Origin of the sequence: Escherichia sp. XD33 (assembly GCF_019375075.1) — a bacterium.
Lineage (GTDB): Bacteria > Pseudomonadota > Gammaproteobacteria > Enterobacterales > Enterobacteriaceae > Enterobacter > Enterobacter flexneri_A.
This window is the reverse complement of record NZ_JAENDM010000029.1, coordinates 19,514-35,846: the sequence shown is the minus strand read 5'-3', so window position 1 is coordinate 35,846 and position 16,333 is coordinate 19,514. Positions and strand designations below refer to the sequence as shown.

Sequence of the window (16,333 nt, the reverse complement as noted above, 5' to 3'; positions counted from 1 at the left end):
ACATCTATTTTCAGGGCATCCACTGTATGAAAAGCTGGCACACCTGCCAAACAACCTGGCAGGTGCAGGCAATCCCCTTTGCATCAGTACTGATAATGTGAACCTGACTAAACCGCCCACAGAGCGCGGTTGCTAACAAGAACACAACATCTGACGAGGTTAATAATGGGAAGCCCCTCTCTGTATTCTGCCCGTAAAACAACCCTGGCGTTGGCAGTCGCCTTAAGTTTCGCCTGGCAAGCGCCGGTATTTGCCCACGGTGGTGAAGCGCATATGGTGCCAATGGATAAAACGCTTAAAGAATTTGGTGCCGATGTGCAGTGGGACGACTACGCCCAGCTCTTTACCCTGATTAAAGATGGCGCGTACGTGAAAGTGAAGCCTGGTGCGCAAACAGCAATTGTTAATGGTCAGCCTCTGGCACTGCAAGTACCGGTAGTGATGAAAGACAATAAAGCCTGGGTTTCTGACACCTTTATTAACGATGTTTTCCAGTCCGGGCTGGATCAAACCTTTCAGGTAGAAAAGCGCCCTCACCCACTTAATGCGCTAACTGCGGACGAAATTAAACAGGCCGTTGAAATTGTTAAAGCTTCCGCGGACTTCAAACCCAATACCCGTTTTACTGAGATCTCCCTGCTACCGCCAGATAAAGAAGCTGTCTGGGCGTTTGCGCTGGAAAACAAACCGGTTGACCAGCCGCGCAAAGCCGACGTCATTATGCTCGACGGCAAACATATCATCGAAGCGGTGGTGGATCTGCAAAACAACAAACTGCTCTCCTGGCAACCCATTAAAGACGCCCACGGTATGGTGTTGCTGGATGATTTCGCCAGTGTGCAGAACATTATTAACAACAGTGAAGAATTTGCCGCTGCCGTGAAGAAACGCGGTATTACTGATGCGAAAAAAGTGATTACCACGCCGCTGACCGTAGGTTATTTCGATGGTAAAGATGGCCTGAAACAAGATGCCCGGTTGCTCAAAGTCATCAGCTATCTTGATGTCGGTGATGGCAACTACTGGGCACATCCCATCGAAAACCTGGTGGCGGTCGTTGATTTAGAACAGAAAAAAATCGTTAAGATTGAAGAAGGTCCGGTAGTTCCGGTGCCAATGACCGCACGCCCATTTGATGGCCGTGACCGCGTTGCTCCGGCAGTTAAGCCTATGCAAATCATTGAGCCTGAAGGTAAAAATTACACCATTACTGGCGATATGATTCACTGGCGGAACTGGGATTTTCACCTCAGCATGAACTCTCGCGTCGGGCCGATGATCTCCACCGTGACTTATAACGACAATGGCACCAAACGCAAAGTCATGTACGAAGGTTCTCTCGGCGGCATGATTGTGCCTTACGGTGATCCTGATATTGGCTGGTACTTTAAAGCGTATCTGGACTCTGGTGACTACGGTATGGGCACGCTAACCTCACCAATTGCTCGTGGTAAAGATGCCCCGTCTAACGCAGTGCTCCTTAATGAAACCATCGCCGACTACACTGGCGTGCCGATGGAGATCCCTCGCGCTATCGCGGTATTTGAACGTTATGCCGGGCCGGAGTATAAGCATCAGGAAATGGGCCAGCCCAACGTCAGTACCGAACGCCGGGAGTTAGTGGTGCGCTGGATCAGTACAGTGGGTAACTATGACTACATTTTTGACTGGATCTTCCATGAAAACGGCACTATTGGCATCGATGCCGGTGCTACGGGCATCGAAGCGGTGAAAGGTGTTAAAGCGAAAACCATGCACGATGAGACGGCGAAAGATGACACGCGCTACGGCACGCTTATCGATCACAATATCGTGGGTACTACACACCAACATATTTATAATTTCCGCCTCGATCTGGATGTAGATGGCGAGAATAACAGCCTGGTGGCGATGGACCCAGTGGTAAAACCGAATACTGCCGGTGGCCCACGCACCAGTACCATGCAAGTTAATCAGTACAACATCGGCAATGAACAGGATGCCGCACAGAAATTTGATCCGGGCACGATTCGTCTGTTGAGTAACCCGAACAAAGAGAACCGCATGGGCAATCCGGTTTCCTATCAAATTATTCCTTATGCAGGTGGTACTCACCCGGTAGCAAAAGGTGCCCAGTTCGCGCCGGACGAGTGGATCTATCATCGTTTAAGCTTTATGGACAAGCAGCTCTGGGTAACGCGTTATCATCCTGGCGAGCGTTTCCCGGAAGGCAAATATCCGAACCGTTCTACTCATGACACCGGTCTTGGACAATACAGTAAGGATAACGAGTCGCTGGACAACACCGACGCCGTTGTCTGGATGACCACCGGCACCACACATGTGGCCCGCGCCGAAGAGTGGCCGATTATGCCGACCGAATGGGTACATACTCTGCTGAAACCATGGAACTTCTTTGACGAAACGCCAACGCTAGGGGCGCTGAAGAAAGATAAGTGATTGTTTCAGACAAAAAAACGGCACCAGGTGCCGTTTTTTACTTATGAGCGAACCAGATTAATACCGTACACACACCGACTTAGTTTCACACCAACCGTCCAGCCAGTCGGGGCCAAAATCACGGCCCGTTCCTGACTGCTTCATCCCACCAAACGGTAAGTTAGCGTCAATTAAGGTATGGCTGTTTACCCACACCGTCCCTGCCTGTAAGCGATCGCTATATTCCAGAGCCTGGGAGAGATTTTGCGTCCAGACACTGGCAGTTAAGCCATATTCCGTGTCGTTTGCCAGTTGTAACGCCTCTTCTCCATCCGCTACTCGCACCAGGTTTACCACCGGACCAAACACCTCTTCACGAGTTAAGCGCAATTTAGCATCGGGATTTACCACCAGCGTTGGCGCAACATAATACCCCTCTCCGGCTGGTCCATTCGACCCGCGAATCAGCTCTGCTTGCTGTGCCTGCGCATCGTCGAGGAATGAACACACTTTGTCGCAGTGCGCACGAGAAACCAAAGGGTTAATCTGTGCAACAGGTGACATCCCCGGTCCCACTTGCAACGATTTTACCGCCTGCTCAAATCCACTAACCAGCGTGTCAAACAACGGCGCTTCAATATAAATTCGCGAACTGGCGGCGCATACTTGCCCTTGATTCAGGAAGCTTCCGGTCATCAAGCCTTCAATAACCCATTGCGGATCAGCATCTTTTAATACAATTGCCGGGTTTTTACCGCCCAGTTCCAGCGTTACACGCGTTAAGTGATCAGCAGCAGTTCTGGCAATACCTTTTCCCGTCGCGGTTGAACCGGTAAAACTGATTTTCGCAACATGAGGATGTGACGTCAGGGCCGCGCCGCATACAGCACCTGACCCGGTGACGACATTAAAAACGCCATCAGGGATACCAGCCTCGCTGGCCAGTTCCGCCACGCGCAACATCGTCAGTGGCGTGGTTTCCGAAGGCTTAATCACGATTGAACAGCCTGCTGCCAGTGCTGGCATCACCTTCCACATACCAATCATCAACGGAAAGTTCCATGGCACAATTCCCGCCACTACGCCAACCGGCTCTTTACGCGTCCAGGCCTGATAACGCGCCCCCTGGGGTAAGGGAATCGACAAGTCCAGCGTTTTACCCGCGATTTTGGTCGTTAACCCGGCGGTATAACGCATCCAGTTCAGCGTACAGCCCACTTCAAAAGCACGGGAAATGGCAATTGACTTGCCTTGCTCCAGGGTTTCCAGTTGCGCCAGCTCCTCACTGTGCTGCTCCACCAGATCAGCAAAACGTAGCAGAATACGTTCACGCTCTGCGGGTAATCGCCCGGCCCAGCGACGCGAGACAAAGGCCCGCCAGGCAGACATGACTGCGTTATCTACATCCGCTTCGTTGGCATCAGCAGTAGACGCAATTTCTTGCCCGGTGGCCGGATCAAAGATCGCCAACCGTTTTTCACTTTGTGCGGGGCCAGGACGACCATCAATATAAAGACCGTGTTGACGATCGAGAAACTGTTGGACCTGGCTTAATACTGCTACATGCGGCTCTGTCATCACTTTTCCTTATTATTTACCCAGTGTGATTTCAGTGTACGCAGCGACAAGAAAAGTCACTTTTTTCGCTGTGACATTCGCTTTGTCAGCTGTGACAAGCTCCGCAAATCGTGACAATAACCGCTTATGTCTCTATGCCTGACAAGACTTATTTCCTATAGTCAGGCTCATTAGCTTCGTTTATTGCAACACAAATGCAACAATAAAAATACATTTCACAGAGCGAAAACGTGCCATGAACCCCGCAATGGATAATGAGTTTCAGCAATGGCTTTCCCAAATCAATCAGGTATGCGGAAATTTTACCGGACGCCTGCTGACTGAGCGTTACACGGGTGTACTGGACACGCATTTTGCCAAAGGACTAAAGCTGAGTACCGTGACAACCAGCGGGGTGAATTTATCCCGCACCTGGCAGGAAGTAAAAGGCAGCGACGATGCCTGGTTTTACACCGTTTTTCAGCTTAGTGGTCAGGCAATAATGGAGCAGGATGAGCGTCAGGTGCAGATTGGCGCAGGCGATATTACGTTACTCGATGCCTCACGCCCCTGTTCGCTTTACTGGCAGGAGTCTTCTAAACAGATTTCATTACTTTTGCCACGCACTCTGCTGGAACAATATTTTCCCCATCAAAAACCTGTCTGCGCAGAAAGACTGGACGCTGACTTACCCATGGTGCAACTCAGTCATCGTCTGTTACAGGAAAGCATGAATAACCCGGCACTTTCTGAAACAGAAAGTGAAGCTGCGCTACAGGCGATGGTGTGTCTGCTGCGCCCGGTACTTCATCAGCGGGAATCTGTCCAACCTCGCCGTGAACGTCAGTTTCAAAAAGTGGTTACGTTGATAGACGATAATATTCGCGAAGAGATATTACGCCCGGAGTGGATAGCCGCAGAGACGGGTATGTCAGTACGTAGTTTGTACCGAATGTTTGCCGATAAAGGTTTGGTCGTCGCGCAATATATTCGTAACCGTCGTCTCGATTTTTGTGCAGATGCGATTCGCCATGCCGCAGATGATGAAAAACTGGCAGGCATCGGCTTTCATTGGGGATTTTCTGACCAGAGTCATTTTTCAACGGTATTTAAGCAACGCTTTGGGATGACGCCAGGCGAGTATCGACGTAAATTCCGCTAACTAATTCGCGTTGCATGTACTGCAACGCCAATTAGTTAAAACAGATATTTGACTACGCATATTTCAGGGCAAAAGGCAATTTGACAGGAGTTTTTGAATATTCACCTTGTTTCCGGAAAATAGATTAATCGCCTTCTCCTGTAGCGTTATCCCGATATTGCGGTTTTGCTATTAAAATTTTCGCACCCATTTACCGTTTATCCCTTGTACATATTCCCCCGGTTTGGCCCGAGCTACGAGCTTTTGCCCGGCGAGTTTCGCGATATCATCTACCGACACATTATTTTGCTTTGCCAGTTGTTGGTAACTCGCTTTACGTTCGGCATTAATGTCGGCTACTAATTTCTCTGTTTCAGCATCCGTTTTCAGCGCAACCAGATAACCGTAAAATGTTTCACCTACCCGCCCCTGAGTTCTGGCTTCATCCAGAGTCAATGCCATTACATTGCTGCTTACCAGCCCAACAAGAAACGCACAAAGAAGTAATGTTTTCTTCATCATCACCTCAGAAAAGATCGCTACGAGTTTCAAGCAGCTCTTCGACATCTTTGTCTGCCTTGATGATGATCTCATGCTCAATTTTAACGTTCATATTGATAGTGATCGGTTCCTTAGGTGCAGCGACTTCAATGCGAGGCGTACAGCCAACCAGCATAAAAGATGACGTCAACGCAGCCAGTAAAATTTTCATTGTTTTTCCTCACACTCTTTTCCTTGCGGACAGTCATTTCCCGGCAGACGTACGTTCTGCTCCAACCATGCCTGGAGATTATCGCCAAAGCGTAAACTGCGCCACAGCGTAAAAATATTCTCTTCATGATGGTAATTAAGGTTTACCGTACCGCTTTTACCATCAACGCGACTGGTACCTGTAATGTTGGCCTGCATGGTTAATAAACCGAGATTATCTAAATTAATATTTGTCGATGAACGGCTAATTTCCATATAGCGCAACCAGTTAATTGCTGAACCCGCAGTCATATTGTCTTTCACCACCGCATCTGCGGTGTCTTTATCCAGCCGCAAGGTCATTGGCCCGCTGTTTGCCAGCCAACCATCTTTCACTATCCATTTTTCGTTGTTTAGCCATAACGGCAATGCACCACTAAATGCCCCGGACATGGCGAATTGTTTCGGATTGACGGCGCTAACCAGTTCGCTGGATGAGAGATTATTCAGCCGCAACAGCGCCGGGTCATGCTGCGGCATACGTAATTGTTTCATCAGTACGTTACCGCCTAACACATCGACGCTAACATCAGTCAACAGCAAGGGTTCTTCTTCAGTCCACGGATAACGCCCTTGCAAATCAGCCGTAATATTTTTCGCTGTCACCAGATTAATCACTTCGGCAATTCGCAACGTAACGGGGCCGCGAGTCCCCAGATGCCAGGCTCCATCGGCAAAACGGAAAGGCAGGACAAAATCGACACCGTTCACCTGATTATCTGGCATCCAGGCACTACCGCCTTTCAACACGCCGTGCCCTCCCGCGCGGAATCCTTGTTCAGGCGCAGCAGAAAATGCAACCTGAGCATACAGTTCACCATCGCGTAAGTTCATCTTCCAGTCGGGTGGCACCAGCGGCTGGAATACAGTCAGTGATTGTTTAGGCCACCAGGCGTTACCGCGCAGACGAATACCGTCCCAGCGACCGTTTACCCGAACCGGGCCAATCTCACCAGCATGTAAATCGCCTTTAAAGAGGAAATAGGTCGGATCGCGCCCATCGACGCTAAATTTTAAGATTGATGGCGGTAACACACTGCCGCCAGTGAACAGCGTTTGCCCGGCGTCCAGTGACAGCGCGCCGCTGAAGGAGGGATGCTGTGCGTCACGTACCCAGACGACGGGCTTGTCGAGAATTAATCGCGGCTTTTCTACCGTCATCGTACCGTATTGTAACTGGTCGAAACCGGTGGAGAGATCGGTCAGCGTAATCGTGCTGTCATGCCACTCACCTTTTCCTGCGACATCCCAGGTGGCATTCATCGGTGTAAAACTCCCTTTTCCCCAGTAGCGCCACTGCCAGCGGCCAGCGTCAGGGAGAAAATCATTCGCCAGCCCATCCATATGCAGCACGAAATCGCCCAGTTCATTTTCATGCGCCTGCAAGATGGCCTGCAAACGTCCGTCAACACCACGTTGGGTGACTTTTACACCCGCTAAAGGCCAGCGGATTTCATCGATGTCCAGCGAATCGATGACTCTTCCCTTCGAACGTAATAACGCGCCTGGCTCAAAGGCCAGCGTTGGGTCAGTCAGACTTCCACTTAGCTGCGCGGGTAAGCGGGCATATAAAATGAGGTCCGCCTGTTTCGCTTCACCGGTTAGCTGCAGAGGCAGCTGGCTGTTATCCATGCTTAATTTTCCTGGGCCAAAATTTAGCACCGCGTTGCCTTTACCCGCTTGCCCCTGGGTCAGCACACTCAGTCGTCCGCTGATCAGAGCGTTCTCAAGCCCTGCCTGCCAGTTGTCGACTTTGACACCCAGTCGGCCACTCAAAGGAAAACCTGCATACGGCCAACTCCAGCGACCATCGCTTACGGTCAATTGTTGACGAGTAATTTGCCACGGCAAATCGAGCAACGGATCGCCGTTATCCCGTGCCAGCACAATCAATTGCCCGCTATTTTCCTGCCAGTCCAGTTCTGCATCCACCAGTGACGGTTCCTGCGGCAAGTTTAACGTCGCAGTAGCATGCCCACTTACAGGAAGTCCATCCGGCACGAGCGGCATAGTAAATTCCCCCACCAGTTTAACCGGCGGCTGATTTTCAAACGCGACGACATCCAGTTCGCTGACTGTAAGTTGTTGCCCTTTCAGCTGGCCTTGAAATTTAACTTTTTCGCCCTGATAACGCAGTTGCTGGATATCAGAGGTTAATGCGAGAGAGAGTTTTCCCTGCCATTCCTGCCAGGGAGAAAAAATCAGTTTATCGATATTGATCCAGGTGTTAGGCAGCATGGACTGCCACTGCGCGAGGGTTTTTGGAGCAGCTGGCGATTGCTCCGTCTGCGGCAATTTCGCCAGACAAGCAGAATCAAGTTCTACCGTGCCGACGTTCAATAACCAGCGGCTGGGATGTGAAAGGCTGGCGTTGGTGATATGCGCAAGCTGACAATCTCCCACCAGATAACGGAGATCGGGAATGATTAAACCTTTACGCGTAATGCGTGGGCTTTCATCTAATGCAATACGTGTCCCGAGCGGTAGCCAGATGCCCGCCAGCGTGGGAACCCACAGCCCGAGCGTCATCAACAGCGTCAACGGCACAAGAATAATCAGTAATAACAGCGCGAGAACGGCTTTATATTTACCCAGCATGGGTAGTTAATATCCTGATTTAGCGAAAAATTAAGCATTCAATACGGGTATTGTGGCATGTTTAACCGTTCAGTTGAAGGTTGCGCCTACACTAAGCATAGTTGTTGATGAATTTTTCAATATCGCCATAGCTTTCAATTAAATTTGAAATTTTGTAAAATATTTTTAGTAGCTTAAATGTGATTCAACATCACTGGAGAAAGTCTTATGAAACTCGCCGTTTATAGCACAAAACAGTACGACAAGAAGTACCTGCAACAGGTGAACGAGTCCTTTGGCTTTGAGCTGGAATTTTTTGACTTTCTGCTGACGGAAAAAACCGCTAAAACTGCCAATGGCTGCGAAGCGGTATGTATTTTCGTAAACGATGACGGCAGCCGCCCGGTGCTGGAAGAGCTGAAAAAGCACGGCGTTAAATATATCGCCCTGCGCTGTGCCGGTTTCAATAACGTCGACCTTGACGCGGCAAAAGAACTGGGGCTGAAAGTAGTCCGTGTTCCAGCCTATGATCCAGAAGCCGTTGCTGAACACGCCATCGGTATGATGATGACGCTGAACCGCCGTATTCACCGCGCGTATCAGCGTACCCGTGACGCTAACTTCTCTCTGGAAGGTCTGACCGGCTTTACTATGTATGGCAAAACGGCAGGCGTTATCGGTACCGGTAAAATTGGTGTGGCGATGCTGCGCATTCTGAAAGGTTTTGGTATGCGTCTGCTGGCGTTCGATCCGTATCCAAGTGCGGCGGCGCTGGAACTCGGTGTGGAGTATGTCGATCTGCCAACCCTGTTCTCTGAATCAGACGTTATCTCTCTGCACTGCCCGCTGACACCGGAAAACTACCATCTGTTGAACGAAGCCGCCTTCGATCAGATGAAAAATGGCGTGATGATCGTCAATACCAGTCGCGGTGCATTGATTGATTCTCAGGCGGCAATTGAAGCGCTGAAAAATCAGAAAATTGGTTCGTTGGGTATGGACGTATATGAGAACGAACGCGATCTGTTCTTTGAAGATAAATCCAACGACGTAATTCAGGATGACGTATTCCGTCGCCTGTCTGCCTGCCACAACGTGCTGTTTACCGGGCATCAGGCATTCCTGACAGCAGAAGCTCTGACCAGTATTTCTCAGACTACGCTGCAAAACTTAAGCAATCTGGAAAAAGGCGAAACCTGCCCGAACGAACTGGTTTAATCTTGCCGCTCCCCTGCATTCCAGGGGAGCTTATTCAGATAATCCCCAAAGACCTTTCATCCTCTATTCTTAAAATAGCCCTGAGTCAGAAACTGTAATTGAGAACCACAATGAAGAAAGTAGCCGCGCTTGTTGCGCTAAGCCTGCTGATGGCGGGATGTGTAAGTAGTGACAAAATTGCTGTAACGCCAGAACAGTTACAGCATCATCGCTTTGTGCTGGAAAGCGTAAACGGTAAGCCCGTGACCAGCGATAAAAATCCGCCAGAAATCAGCTTTGGTGAAAAAATGATGATTTCCGGCAGCATGTGTAACCGCTTTAGCGGTGAAGGCAAACTGTCTAATGGTGAACTGACAGCCAAAGGGCTGGCAATGACCCGTATGATGTGCGCTAACCCGCAGCTTAATGAACTCGATAACACCATTAGCGAAATGCTGAAAGAAGGTGCACAAGTGGATCTGACCGCGAACCAGTTAACGCTGGCGACCGCGAAACAGACATTAACTTATAAGCTGGCGGATTTAATGAATTAATAGCTGCCACAGCTCCCGGCGGCAAGTGACTGTTCACTACAGCGTTTGCCGTTGGGTAATGCACACATCCCAATCGCCGTACCATCCAGTTGACGGGCAACAGAAAGCGAACCGCCGATCATTGCACAATTTGCTTCTCCACTACTGGACATCGACGCTTTTAAACCTGGCGCTACGTGCGCCGCAGTCGCCTGCTGAACAGGCTCACTACTACACGCCGACAACAATAAAGCGGCACACCCTACCCAAAACGCTGCTCGCATCTCTTCTTCCTCTGATCTTCAAGCCAAACGACACCGCCATAAATAATAGGCAGCACAGAGGGCGACGTCGAGAGCTGTCCTGCGCGTTGCCCCGCATTTTTACTTTTTTATGGCTATTTTTTTGCCCTCTGTTTGATCAAAACATTCATTACGCTGATGTGGGGGACACAAAAGCGAAAATGCAGAAGAAAGCCATTTGCTAAAATTGAAAGATTACTACTGGGCGCGCAGCAATTTCGTGCGCCCCTCATTTGCGCAATGTAAGGGTGTCATATGATTACTATTGACGGTAATGGCGCGGTTGCTTCGGTGGCGTTTCGCACCAGTGAAGTTATCGCCATCTACCCTATTACCCCCAGTTCCACGATGGCAGAACAGGCTGATGCCTGGGCCGGAAACGGCTTGAAGAACGTTTGGGGAGACACACCACGCGTGGTTGAAATGCAGTCGGAAGCGGGTGCTATCGCTACCGTGCATGGCGCTTTGCAGACGGGTGCCCTTTCAACATCGTTTACGTCATCGCAGGGTTTGCTGCTGATGATCCCGACGCTGTACAAACTGGCAGGCGAACTCACACCGTTTGTCCTGCATGTAGCGGCACGTACCGTTGCCACACATGCACTCTCTATTTTTGGCGATCATTCCGACGTCATGGCGGTGCGCCAGACGGGTTGCGCGATGTTGTGTGCAGCAAACGTCCAGGAAGCGCAAGACTTTGCTCTCATTTCGCAAATCGCGACGCTGAAAAGCCGCGTGCCATTTATTCATTTCTTTGATGGTTTCCGCACGTCCCACGAAATCAATAAAATTGTCCCGCTGGCCGATGACACGATTCTTGATCTCATGCCGCAGGTCGAAATTGATGCTCATCGCGCCCGGGCGCTCAACCCGGAACATCCGGTGATCCGCGGTACGTCCGCCAATCCTGACACTTATTTCCAGTCTCGCGAAGCCACCAACCCCTGGTACAACGCGGTCTATGACCATGTTGAACAGGCGATGAATGATTTCGCTGCCGCGACAGGTCGTCAGTATCAGCCGTTTGAGTATTACGGGCATCCGCAAGCGGAACGGGTGATTATCCTGATGGGCTCTGCCATTGGCACCTGTGAAGAAGTGATTGATGAATTGCTAACCCGTGGCGAAAATGTCGGCGTGCTGAAAGTTCGCCTGTACCGCCCCTTCTCCGCTAAACATTTACTGCAAGCTCTGCCGGGATCCGTACGCAGCGTGGCGGTACTGGACAGAACCAAAGAACCCGGTGCCCAGGCAGAACCGCTCTATCTGGATGTGATGACCGCACTGGCAGAAGCCTTTAATAATGGCGAGCGCGAAACTCTGCCCCGTGTCATTGGTGGGCGCTATGGTCTTTCATCCAAAGAATTTGGCCCGGACTGTGTACTGGCGGTATTTGCCGAGCTCAACGCGGCTAAACCGAAAGCGCGCTTTACGGTTGGTATTTACGATGATGTGACTAATCTGTCACTGCCGTTGCCGGAAAACACCCTGCCAAACTCGGCGAAACTGGAAGCCTTGTTTTATGGCCTTGGTAGTGATGGCAGCGTTTCCGCGACCAAAAACAATATCAAGATTATCGGTAATTCCACGCCGTGGTACGCACAGGGCTATTTTGTTTACGACTCCAAAAAGGCGGGCGGCCTGACGGTTTCTCACCTTCGAGTGAGCGAACAGCCGATTCGTTCCGCTTATCTCATTTCCCAGGCTGATTTTGTTGGCTGCCACCAGTTGCAGTTTATCGATAAATATCAGATGGCTGAGCGTTTAAAACCTGGCGGCATTTTCCTGCTCAACACACCGTACAGCGCAGATGAAGTGTGGTCGCGCTTGCCGCAAGAAGTTCAGGCCGTGTTAAACCAGAAAAAAGCGCGCTTCTATGTGATTAACGCGGCGAAAATCGCCCGCGAATGTGGCCTGGCGGCCCGTATTAATACCGTCATGCAGATGGCTTTTTTCCATCTGACGCAAATTCTGCCTGGCGATAGCGCCCTCGCAGAATTGCAGGGTGCGATTGCCAAAAGTTACAGTAGCAAAGGCCAGGATCTGGTGGAACGCAACTGGCAGGCTCTGGCGCTGGCGCGTGAATCCGTAGAAGAAGTTCCGTTGCAACCGGTAAATCCGCACAGCGCCAATCGACCGCCAGTGGTTTCCGATGCCGCCCCTGATTTCGTGAAAACCGTAACCGCTGCGATGCTCGCCGGGCTTGGTGACGCCCTCCCCGTTTCGGCGCTGCCGCCAGACGGCACCTGGCCGATGGGCACTACGCGCTGGGAAAAACGCAATATCGCCGAAGAGATCCCCATCTGGAAAGAGGAACTCTGTACCCAATGTAACCACTGCGTTGCCGCTTGCCCACACTCAGCTATTCGCGCAAAAGTGGTGCCGCCTGAAGCGATGGAAAACGCCCCTGCCAGCCTGCATTCGCTGGATGTGAAATCGCGTGATATGCGCGGGCAGAAATATGTCTTGCAGGTGGCACCGGAAGATTGCACCGGTTGTAACCTGTGCGTCGAAGTTTGCCCGGCGAAAGACCGTCAGAATCCAGAGATTAAAGCCATCAATATGATGTCTCGCCTGGAACATGTCGAAGAAGAGAAAATCAATTACGATTTCTTCCTCAACCTGCCAGAAATCGACCGTAGCAAACTGGAACGTATTGATATTCGTACATCGCAGCTGATTACACCGCTGTTTGAATATTCAGGTGCTTGCTCCGGTTGTGGCGAGACGCCGTATATTAAATTACTGACTCAGCTCTATGGCGACCGGATGTTGATCGCTAACGCCACTGGCTGTTCTTCAATTTATGGCGGTAACCTGCCCTCTACACCGTATACCACCGATGCCAACGGTCGTGGGCCGGCATGGGCGAACTCTCTATTTGAAGATAATGCCGAATTTGGCCTTGGTTTCCGCCTGACGGTCGATCAACACCGTGTCCGCGTGCTGCGTCTGCTGGATCAATTTGCCGATAAAATCCCGGCGGAATTACTGACGGCGTTGAAATCAGACGCCACGCCAGAGGTTCGTCGTGAACAGGTTGCAGCTTTACGCCAGCAACTCAACGATGTTGCCGAAGCACATGAACTGCTACGTGATGCAGATGCACTGGTGGAAAAATCAATCTGGCTGATTGGTGGTGATGGCTGGGCTTACGATATCGGCTTTGGCGGTCTGGATCATGTATTGAGTTTGACGGAAAACGTCAACATTCTGGTGCTGGATACGCAATGCTATTCCAACACCGGTGGTCAGGCGTCGAAAGCGACACCGCTGGGTGCAGTAACTAAATTTGGCGAGCACGGCAAACGTAAAGCGCGTAAAGATCTTGGCGTCAGTATGATGATGTACGGTCATGTTTATGTGGCGCAGATTTCTCTCGGCGCGCAGCTGAACCAGACGGTGAAAGCGATTCAGGAAGCGGAAGCGTATCCGGGGCCATCGCTGATCATTGCTTATAGCCCGTGTGAAGAGCATGGTTACGATCTGGCACTCAGCCACGACCAGATGCGCCAACTCACAGCTACCGGCTTCTGGCCGCTATATCGCTTTGATCCGCGTCGTGCCGATGAAGGCAAACTGCCGCTGGCCTTGGATTCACGCCCGCCGTCAGAAGCACTGGAAGAAACGTTACTTCACGAGCAACGTTTCCGTCGGCTGAATTCGCAGCAGCCAGAAGTGGCAGAACAGTTATGGAAAGATGCTGCAGCTGATTTGCAAAAACGCTATGACTTCCTGGCACAAATGGCCGGAAAAGCGGAAAAAAGCAACACCGATTAAATGCTCTGGATAAGGATTATCCAATTCTAAAAAAAAAGCCCGGACGACTGTTCGGGCTTGTCTTTTTATATGTTGGAAAATCAGTGGCAATGCAATGGCCCAACAGAAAATAAAATCTGTGACAATAAAGGCATATAACCCGCGCAGAATAACGTATAGCAAATTAAAAGTATAATTTTTATTTTGTATGTATTATCTTCGATACATTCACCAGACTTATTATCATTTCAGAGGAATTATTTGATTAAGGTTTTACTTAAGGCGTAACAAATGATATTTATCGGCTAACTGAACTTCTCCTTTAGGATGTTTTCACTCCCCGAAATGGGGATAAAAGGCAAATAAAATAACTAAAGGATTTATTCAATGAAAAGCAAAGTACTGGCACTTTTAATTCCTGCCCTGCTCGCCGCAGGTGCTGCACATGCAGCCGAAGTTTATAATAAAGACGGCAACAAATTAGATCTGTATGGCAAAGTTGATGGCCTGCATTATTTTTCTGATAATTCAGCGAAAGATGGCGACCAGAGCTATGCGCGTCTGGGTTTTAAAGGCGAAACCCAAATTAACGATCAACTCACTGGCTACGGTCAATGGGAATACAATATTCAGGCAAACAACACTGAATCTTCAAAAAACCAGTCATGGACCCGTCTGGCATTTGCCGGGCTGAAATTTGCAGATTACGGTTCTTTCGATTACGGACGTAATTATGGCGTAATGTACGACATCGAAGGCTGGACCGATATGCTGCCTGAATTTGGCGGTGACTCTTATACCAATGCAGACAACTTTATGACTGGTCGAGCCAATGGCGTCGCGACTTATCGTAATACTGATTTCTTCGGTATGGTAAATGGTCTGAACTTCGCGGTGCAGTATCAAGGTAACAACGAAGGAGCCAGTAATGGTCAGGAAGGCACCAACAACGGACGTGATGTTCGCCATGAAAACGGTGACGGCTGGGGTCTTTCCACAACATATGATTTAGGCATGGGCTTTAGCGCTGGTGCGGCATACACCTCTTCTGACCGCACCAATGACCAGGTTAACCATACTGCGGCGGGTGGTGATAAAGCAGACGCGTGGACTGCTGGGCTAAAATACGATGCTAACAATATTTACCTGGCAACCATGTATTCAGAAACGCGTAATATGACCCCGTTTGGCGACAGCGATTATGCTGTGGCTAACAAAACCCAGAATTTTGAAGTCACTGCACAGTACCAGTTTGATTTTGGTCTGCGTCCGGCAGTCTCTTTCCTGATGTCTAAAGGCCGTGACCTGCACGCTGCGGGTGGTGCAGACAACCCGGCAGGTGTTGATGATAAAGATCTGGTTAAATACGCCGATGTTGGCGCGACTTACTATTTCAATAAAAACATGTCCACCTACGTTGACTATAAAATCAACCTGTTGGATGAAGATGACAGCTTCTACGCTGCCAATGGCATCTCTACCGATGATATTGTCGCTTTAGGTCTGGTTTATCAGTTCTAAATCCTCCTGCCCGCTGTTATGGCGGGCTTTTTCTGCTTATTCTTCCTCCTTTGATCTAAATTAAAAATGTGAACTCCGTCATTACACAAAAAGTGTCATCTGGCGTTACACTTTATGCGGATACTAAAACAGGAGGTTTTATGAACAGAACGATTCTTGTCCCTATCGATATTTCCGATTCAGAATTAACTCAACGCGTGATTAGCCACGTTGAGGAAGAGGCAAAGATTGATGATGCAGAGGTTCATTTCCTGACGGTAATACCTTCACTGCCCTACTATGCCTCTCTGGGTTTAGCGTATTCCGCAGAATTACCGGCAATGGATGACCTGAAAGCGGAAGCCAAATCGCAACTGGAAGAGATCATTAAAAAATTTAAACTGCCAACCGACAGAGTGCATGTCCATGTTGAGGAAGGCTCGCCCAAAGACCGCATTCTGGAATTGGCGAAGAAGATCCCCGCTCATATGATCATCATTGCTTCCCATCGACCGGATATCACCACTTATCTGCTCGGTTCCAACGCCGCAGCTGTAGTGCGTCACGCAGAGTGCTCCGTGCTGGTTGTGCGCTGACAC

General features: G+C 49.9%; 12 protein-coding genes. 7 read left to right on the top strand and 5 right to left on the bottom strand.

Going from position 1 to position 16,333, the window contains the following annotated elements:
- Positions 1 to 165: 165 nt before the first annotated feature.
- Positions 166 to 2,439 carry a primary-amine oxidase gene (gene tynA, locus K0778_RS16515; protein WP_000535469.1) on the top strand — a complete coding sequence of 758 codons (2,274 nt, stop codon included), beginning with the start codon at positions 166 to 168 and terminating at the stop codon, positions 2,437 to 2,439.
- Between the two features lie 57 nt (positions 2,440 to 2,496).
- Here the strand turns inward: tynA and feaB are convergent, their stop codons facing one another.
- On the bottom strand, positions 2,497 to 3,996 hold the full coding sequence (gene feaB, locus K0778_RS16510) for a phenylacetaldehyde dehydrogenase (protein WP_000138615.1): 1,500 nt from the start codon (positions 3,994 to 3,996) through the stop codon (positions 2,497 to 2,499).
- Between the two features lie 235 nt (positions 3,997 to 4,231).
- Between feaB and feaR the strand changes: the two genes are divergently transcribed.
- Complete coding sequence (gene feaR, locus K0778_RS16505; RefSeq protein ID WP_001320272.1) at positions 4,232 to 5,137, top strand: transcriptional regulator FeaR; 906 nt, start codon at positions 4,232 to 4,234, stop codon at positions 5,135 to 5,137.
- Between the two features lie 171 nt (positions 5,138 to 5,308).
- On the opposite strand, the gene K0778_RS16500 is transcribed toward feaR, so the two are convergent.
- The 3 genes from K0778_RS16500 to K0778_RS16490 are packed head-to-tail and all read right to left on the bottom strand — an operon-like array spanning position 5,309 to position 8,464.
- Positions 5,309 to 5,635: a YdbL family protein gene (locus K0778_RS16500; protein ID WP_001300734.1), complete on the bottom strand. Its 327-nt coding sequence runs from the start codon at positions 5,633 to 5,635 to the stop codon at positions 5,309 to 5,311.
- A 7-nt stretch (positions 5,636 to 5,642) separates the two neighbouring features.
- On the bottom strand, positions 5,643 to 5,828 hold the full coding sequence (locus tag K0778_RS16495; protein ID WP_000698145.1) for a YnbE family lipoprotein: 186 nt from the start codon (positions 5,826 to 5,828) through the stop codon (positions 5,643 to 5,645).
- Positions 5,825 to 8,464 (bottom strand): YdbH family protein, encoded by a 2,640-nt coding sequence (locus tag K0778_RS16490; protein ID WP_072651201.1) that lies wholly within the window; start codon positions 8,462 to 8,464, stop codon positions 5,825 to 5,827. The genes K0778_RS16495 and K0778_RS16490 overlap by 4 nt, the downstream gene beginning before the upstream one ends.
- Before the next feature lie 207 nt (positions 8,465 to 8,671).
- Between K0778_RS16490 and ldhA the strand changes: the two genes are divergently transcribed.
- Both ldhA and hslJ read left to right on the top strand, forming a co-directional pair.
- Positions 8,672 to 9,661 (top strand): D-lactate dehydrogenase, encoded by a 990-nt coding sequence (gene ldhA, locus K0778_RS16485; protein WP_000762229.1) that lies wholly within the window; start codon positions 8,672 to 8,674, stop codon positions 9,659 to 9,661.
- A 110-nt stretch (positions 9,662 to 9,771) separates the two neighbouring features.
- Complete coding sequence (gene hslJ / locus K0778_RS16480; protein ID WP_001296048.1) at positions 9,772 to 10,194, top strand: heat shock protein HslJ; 423 nt, start codon at positions 9,772 to 9,774, stop codon at positions 10,192 to 10,194.
- On the opposite strand, the gene K0778_RS16475 is transcribed toward hslJ, so the two are convergent.
- Positions 10,191 to 10,457 carry a DUF333 domain-containing protein gene (locus K0778_RS16475; protein ID WP_001295715.1) on the bottom strand — a complete coding sequence of 89 codons (267 nt, stop codon included), beginning with the start codon at positions 10,455 to 10,457 and terminating at the stop codon, positions 10,191 to 10,193. The genes hslJ and K0778_RS16475 overlap by 4 nt on opposite strands.
- A gap of 273 nt (positions 10,458 to 10,730) precedes the next feature.
- Here K0778_RS16475 and nifJ point away from each other — a divergent pair, with 273 nt between their 5' ends.
- The 3 genes from nifJ (at position 10,731) to uspF (ending at position 16,330) form a co-directional block, all read left to right on the top strand.
- Positions 10,731 to 14,255, top strand: a complete 3,525-nt coding sequence (gene nifJ, locus K0778_RS16470) for a pyruvate:ferredoxin (flavodoxin) oxidoreductase (RefSeq protein WP_063084531.1) — start codon at positions 10,731 to 10,733, stop codon at positions 14,253 to 14,255.
- A 366-nt stretch (positions 14,256 to 14,621) separates the two neighbouring features.
- Positions 14,622 to 15,755 (top strand): porin OmpN, encoded by a 1,134-nt coding sequence (gene ompN, locus K0778_RS16465; protein WP_153449104.1) that lies wholly within the window; start codon positions 14,622 to 14,624, stop codon positions 15,753 to 15,755.
- A 140-nt stretch (positions 15,756 to 15,895) separates the two neighbouring features.
- Complete coding sequence (gene uspF / locus K0778_RS16460; RefSeq protein ID WP_001300461.1) at positions 15,896 to 16,330, top strand: universal stress protein UspF; 435 nt, start codon at positions 15,896 to 15,898, stop codon at positions 16,328 to 16,330.
- Positions 16,331 to 16,333 lie beyond the last annotated feature (3 nt).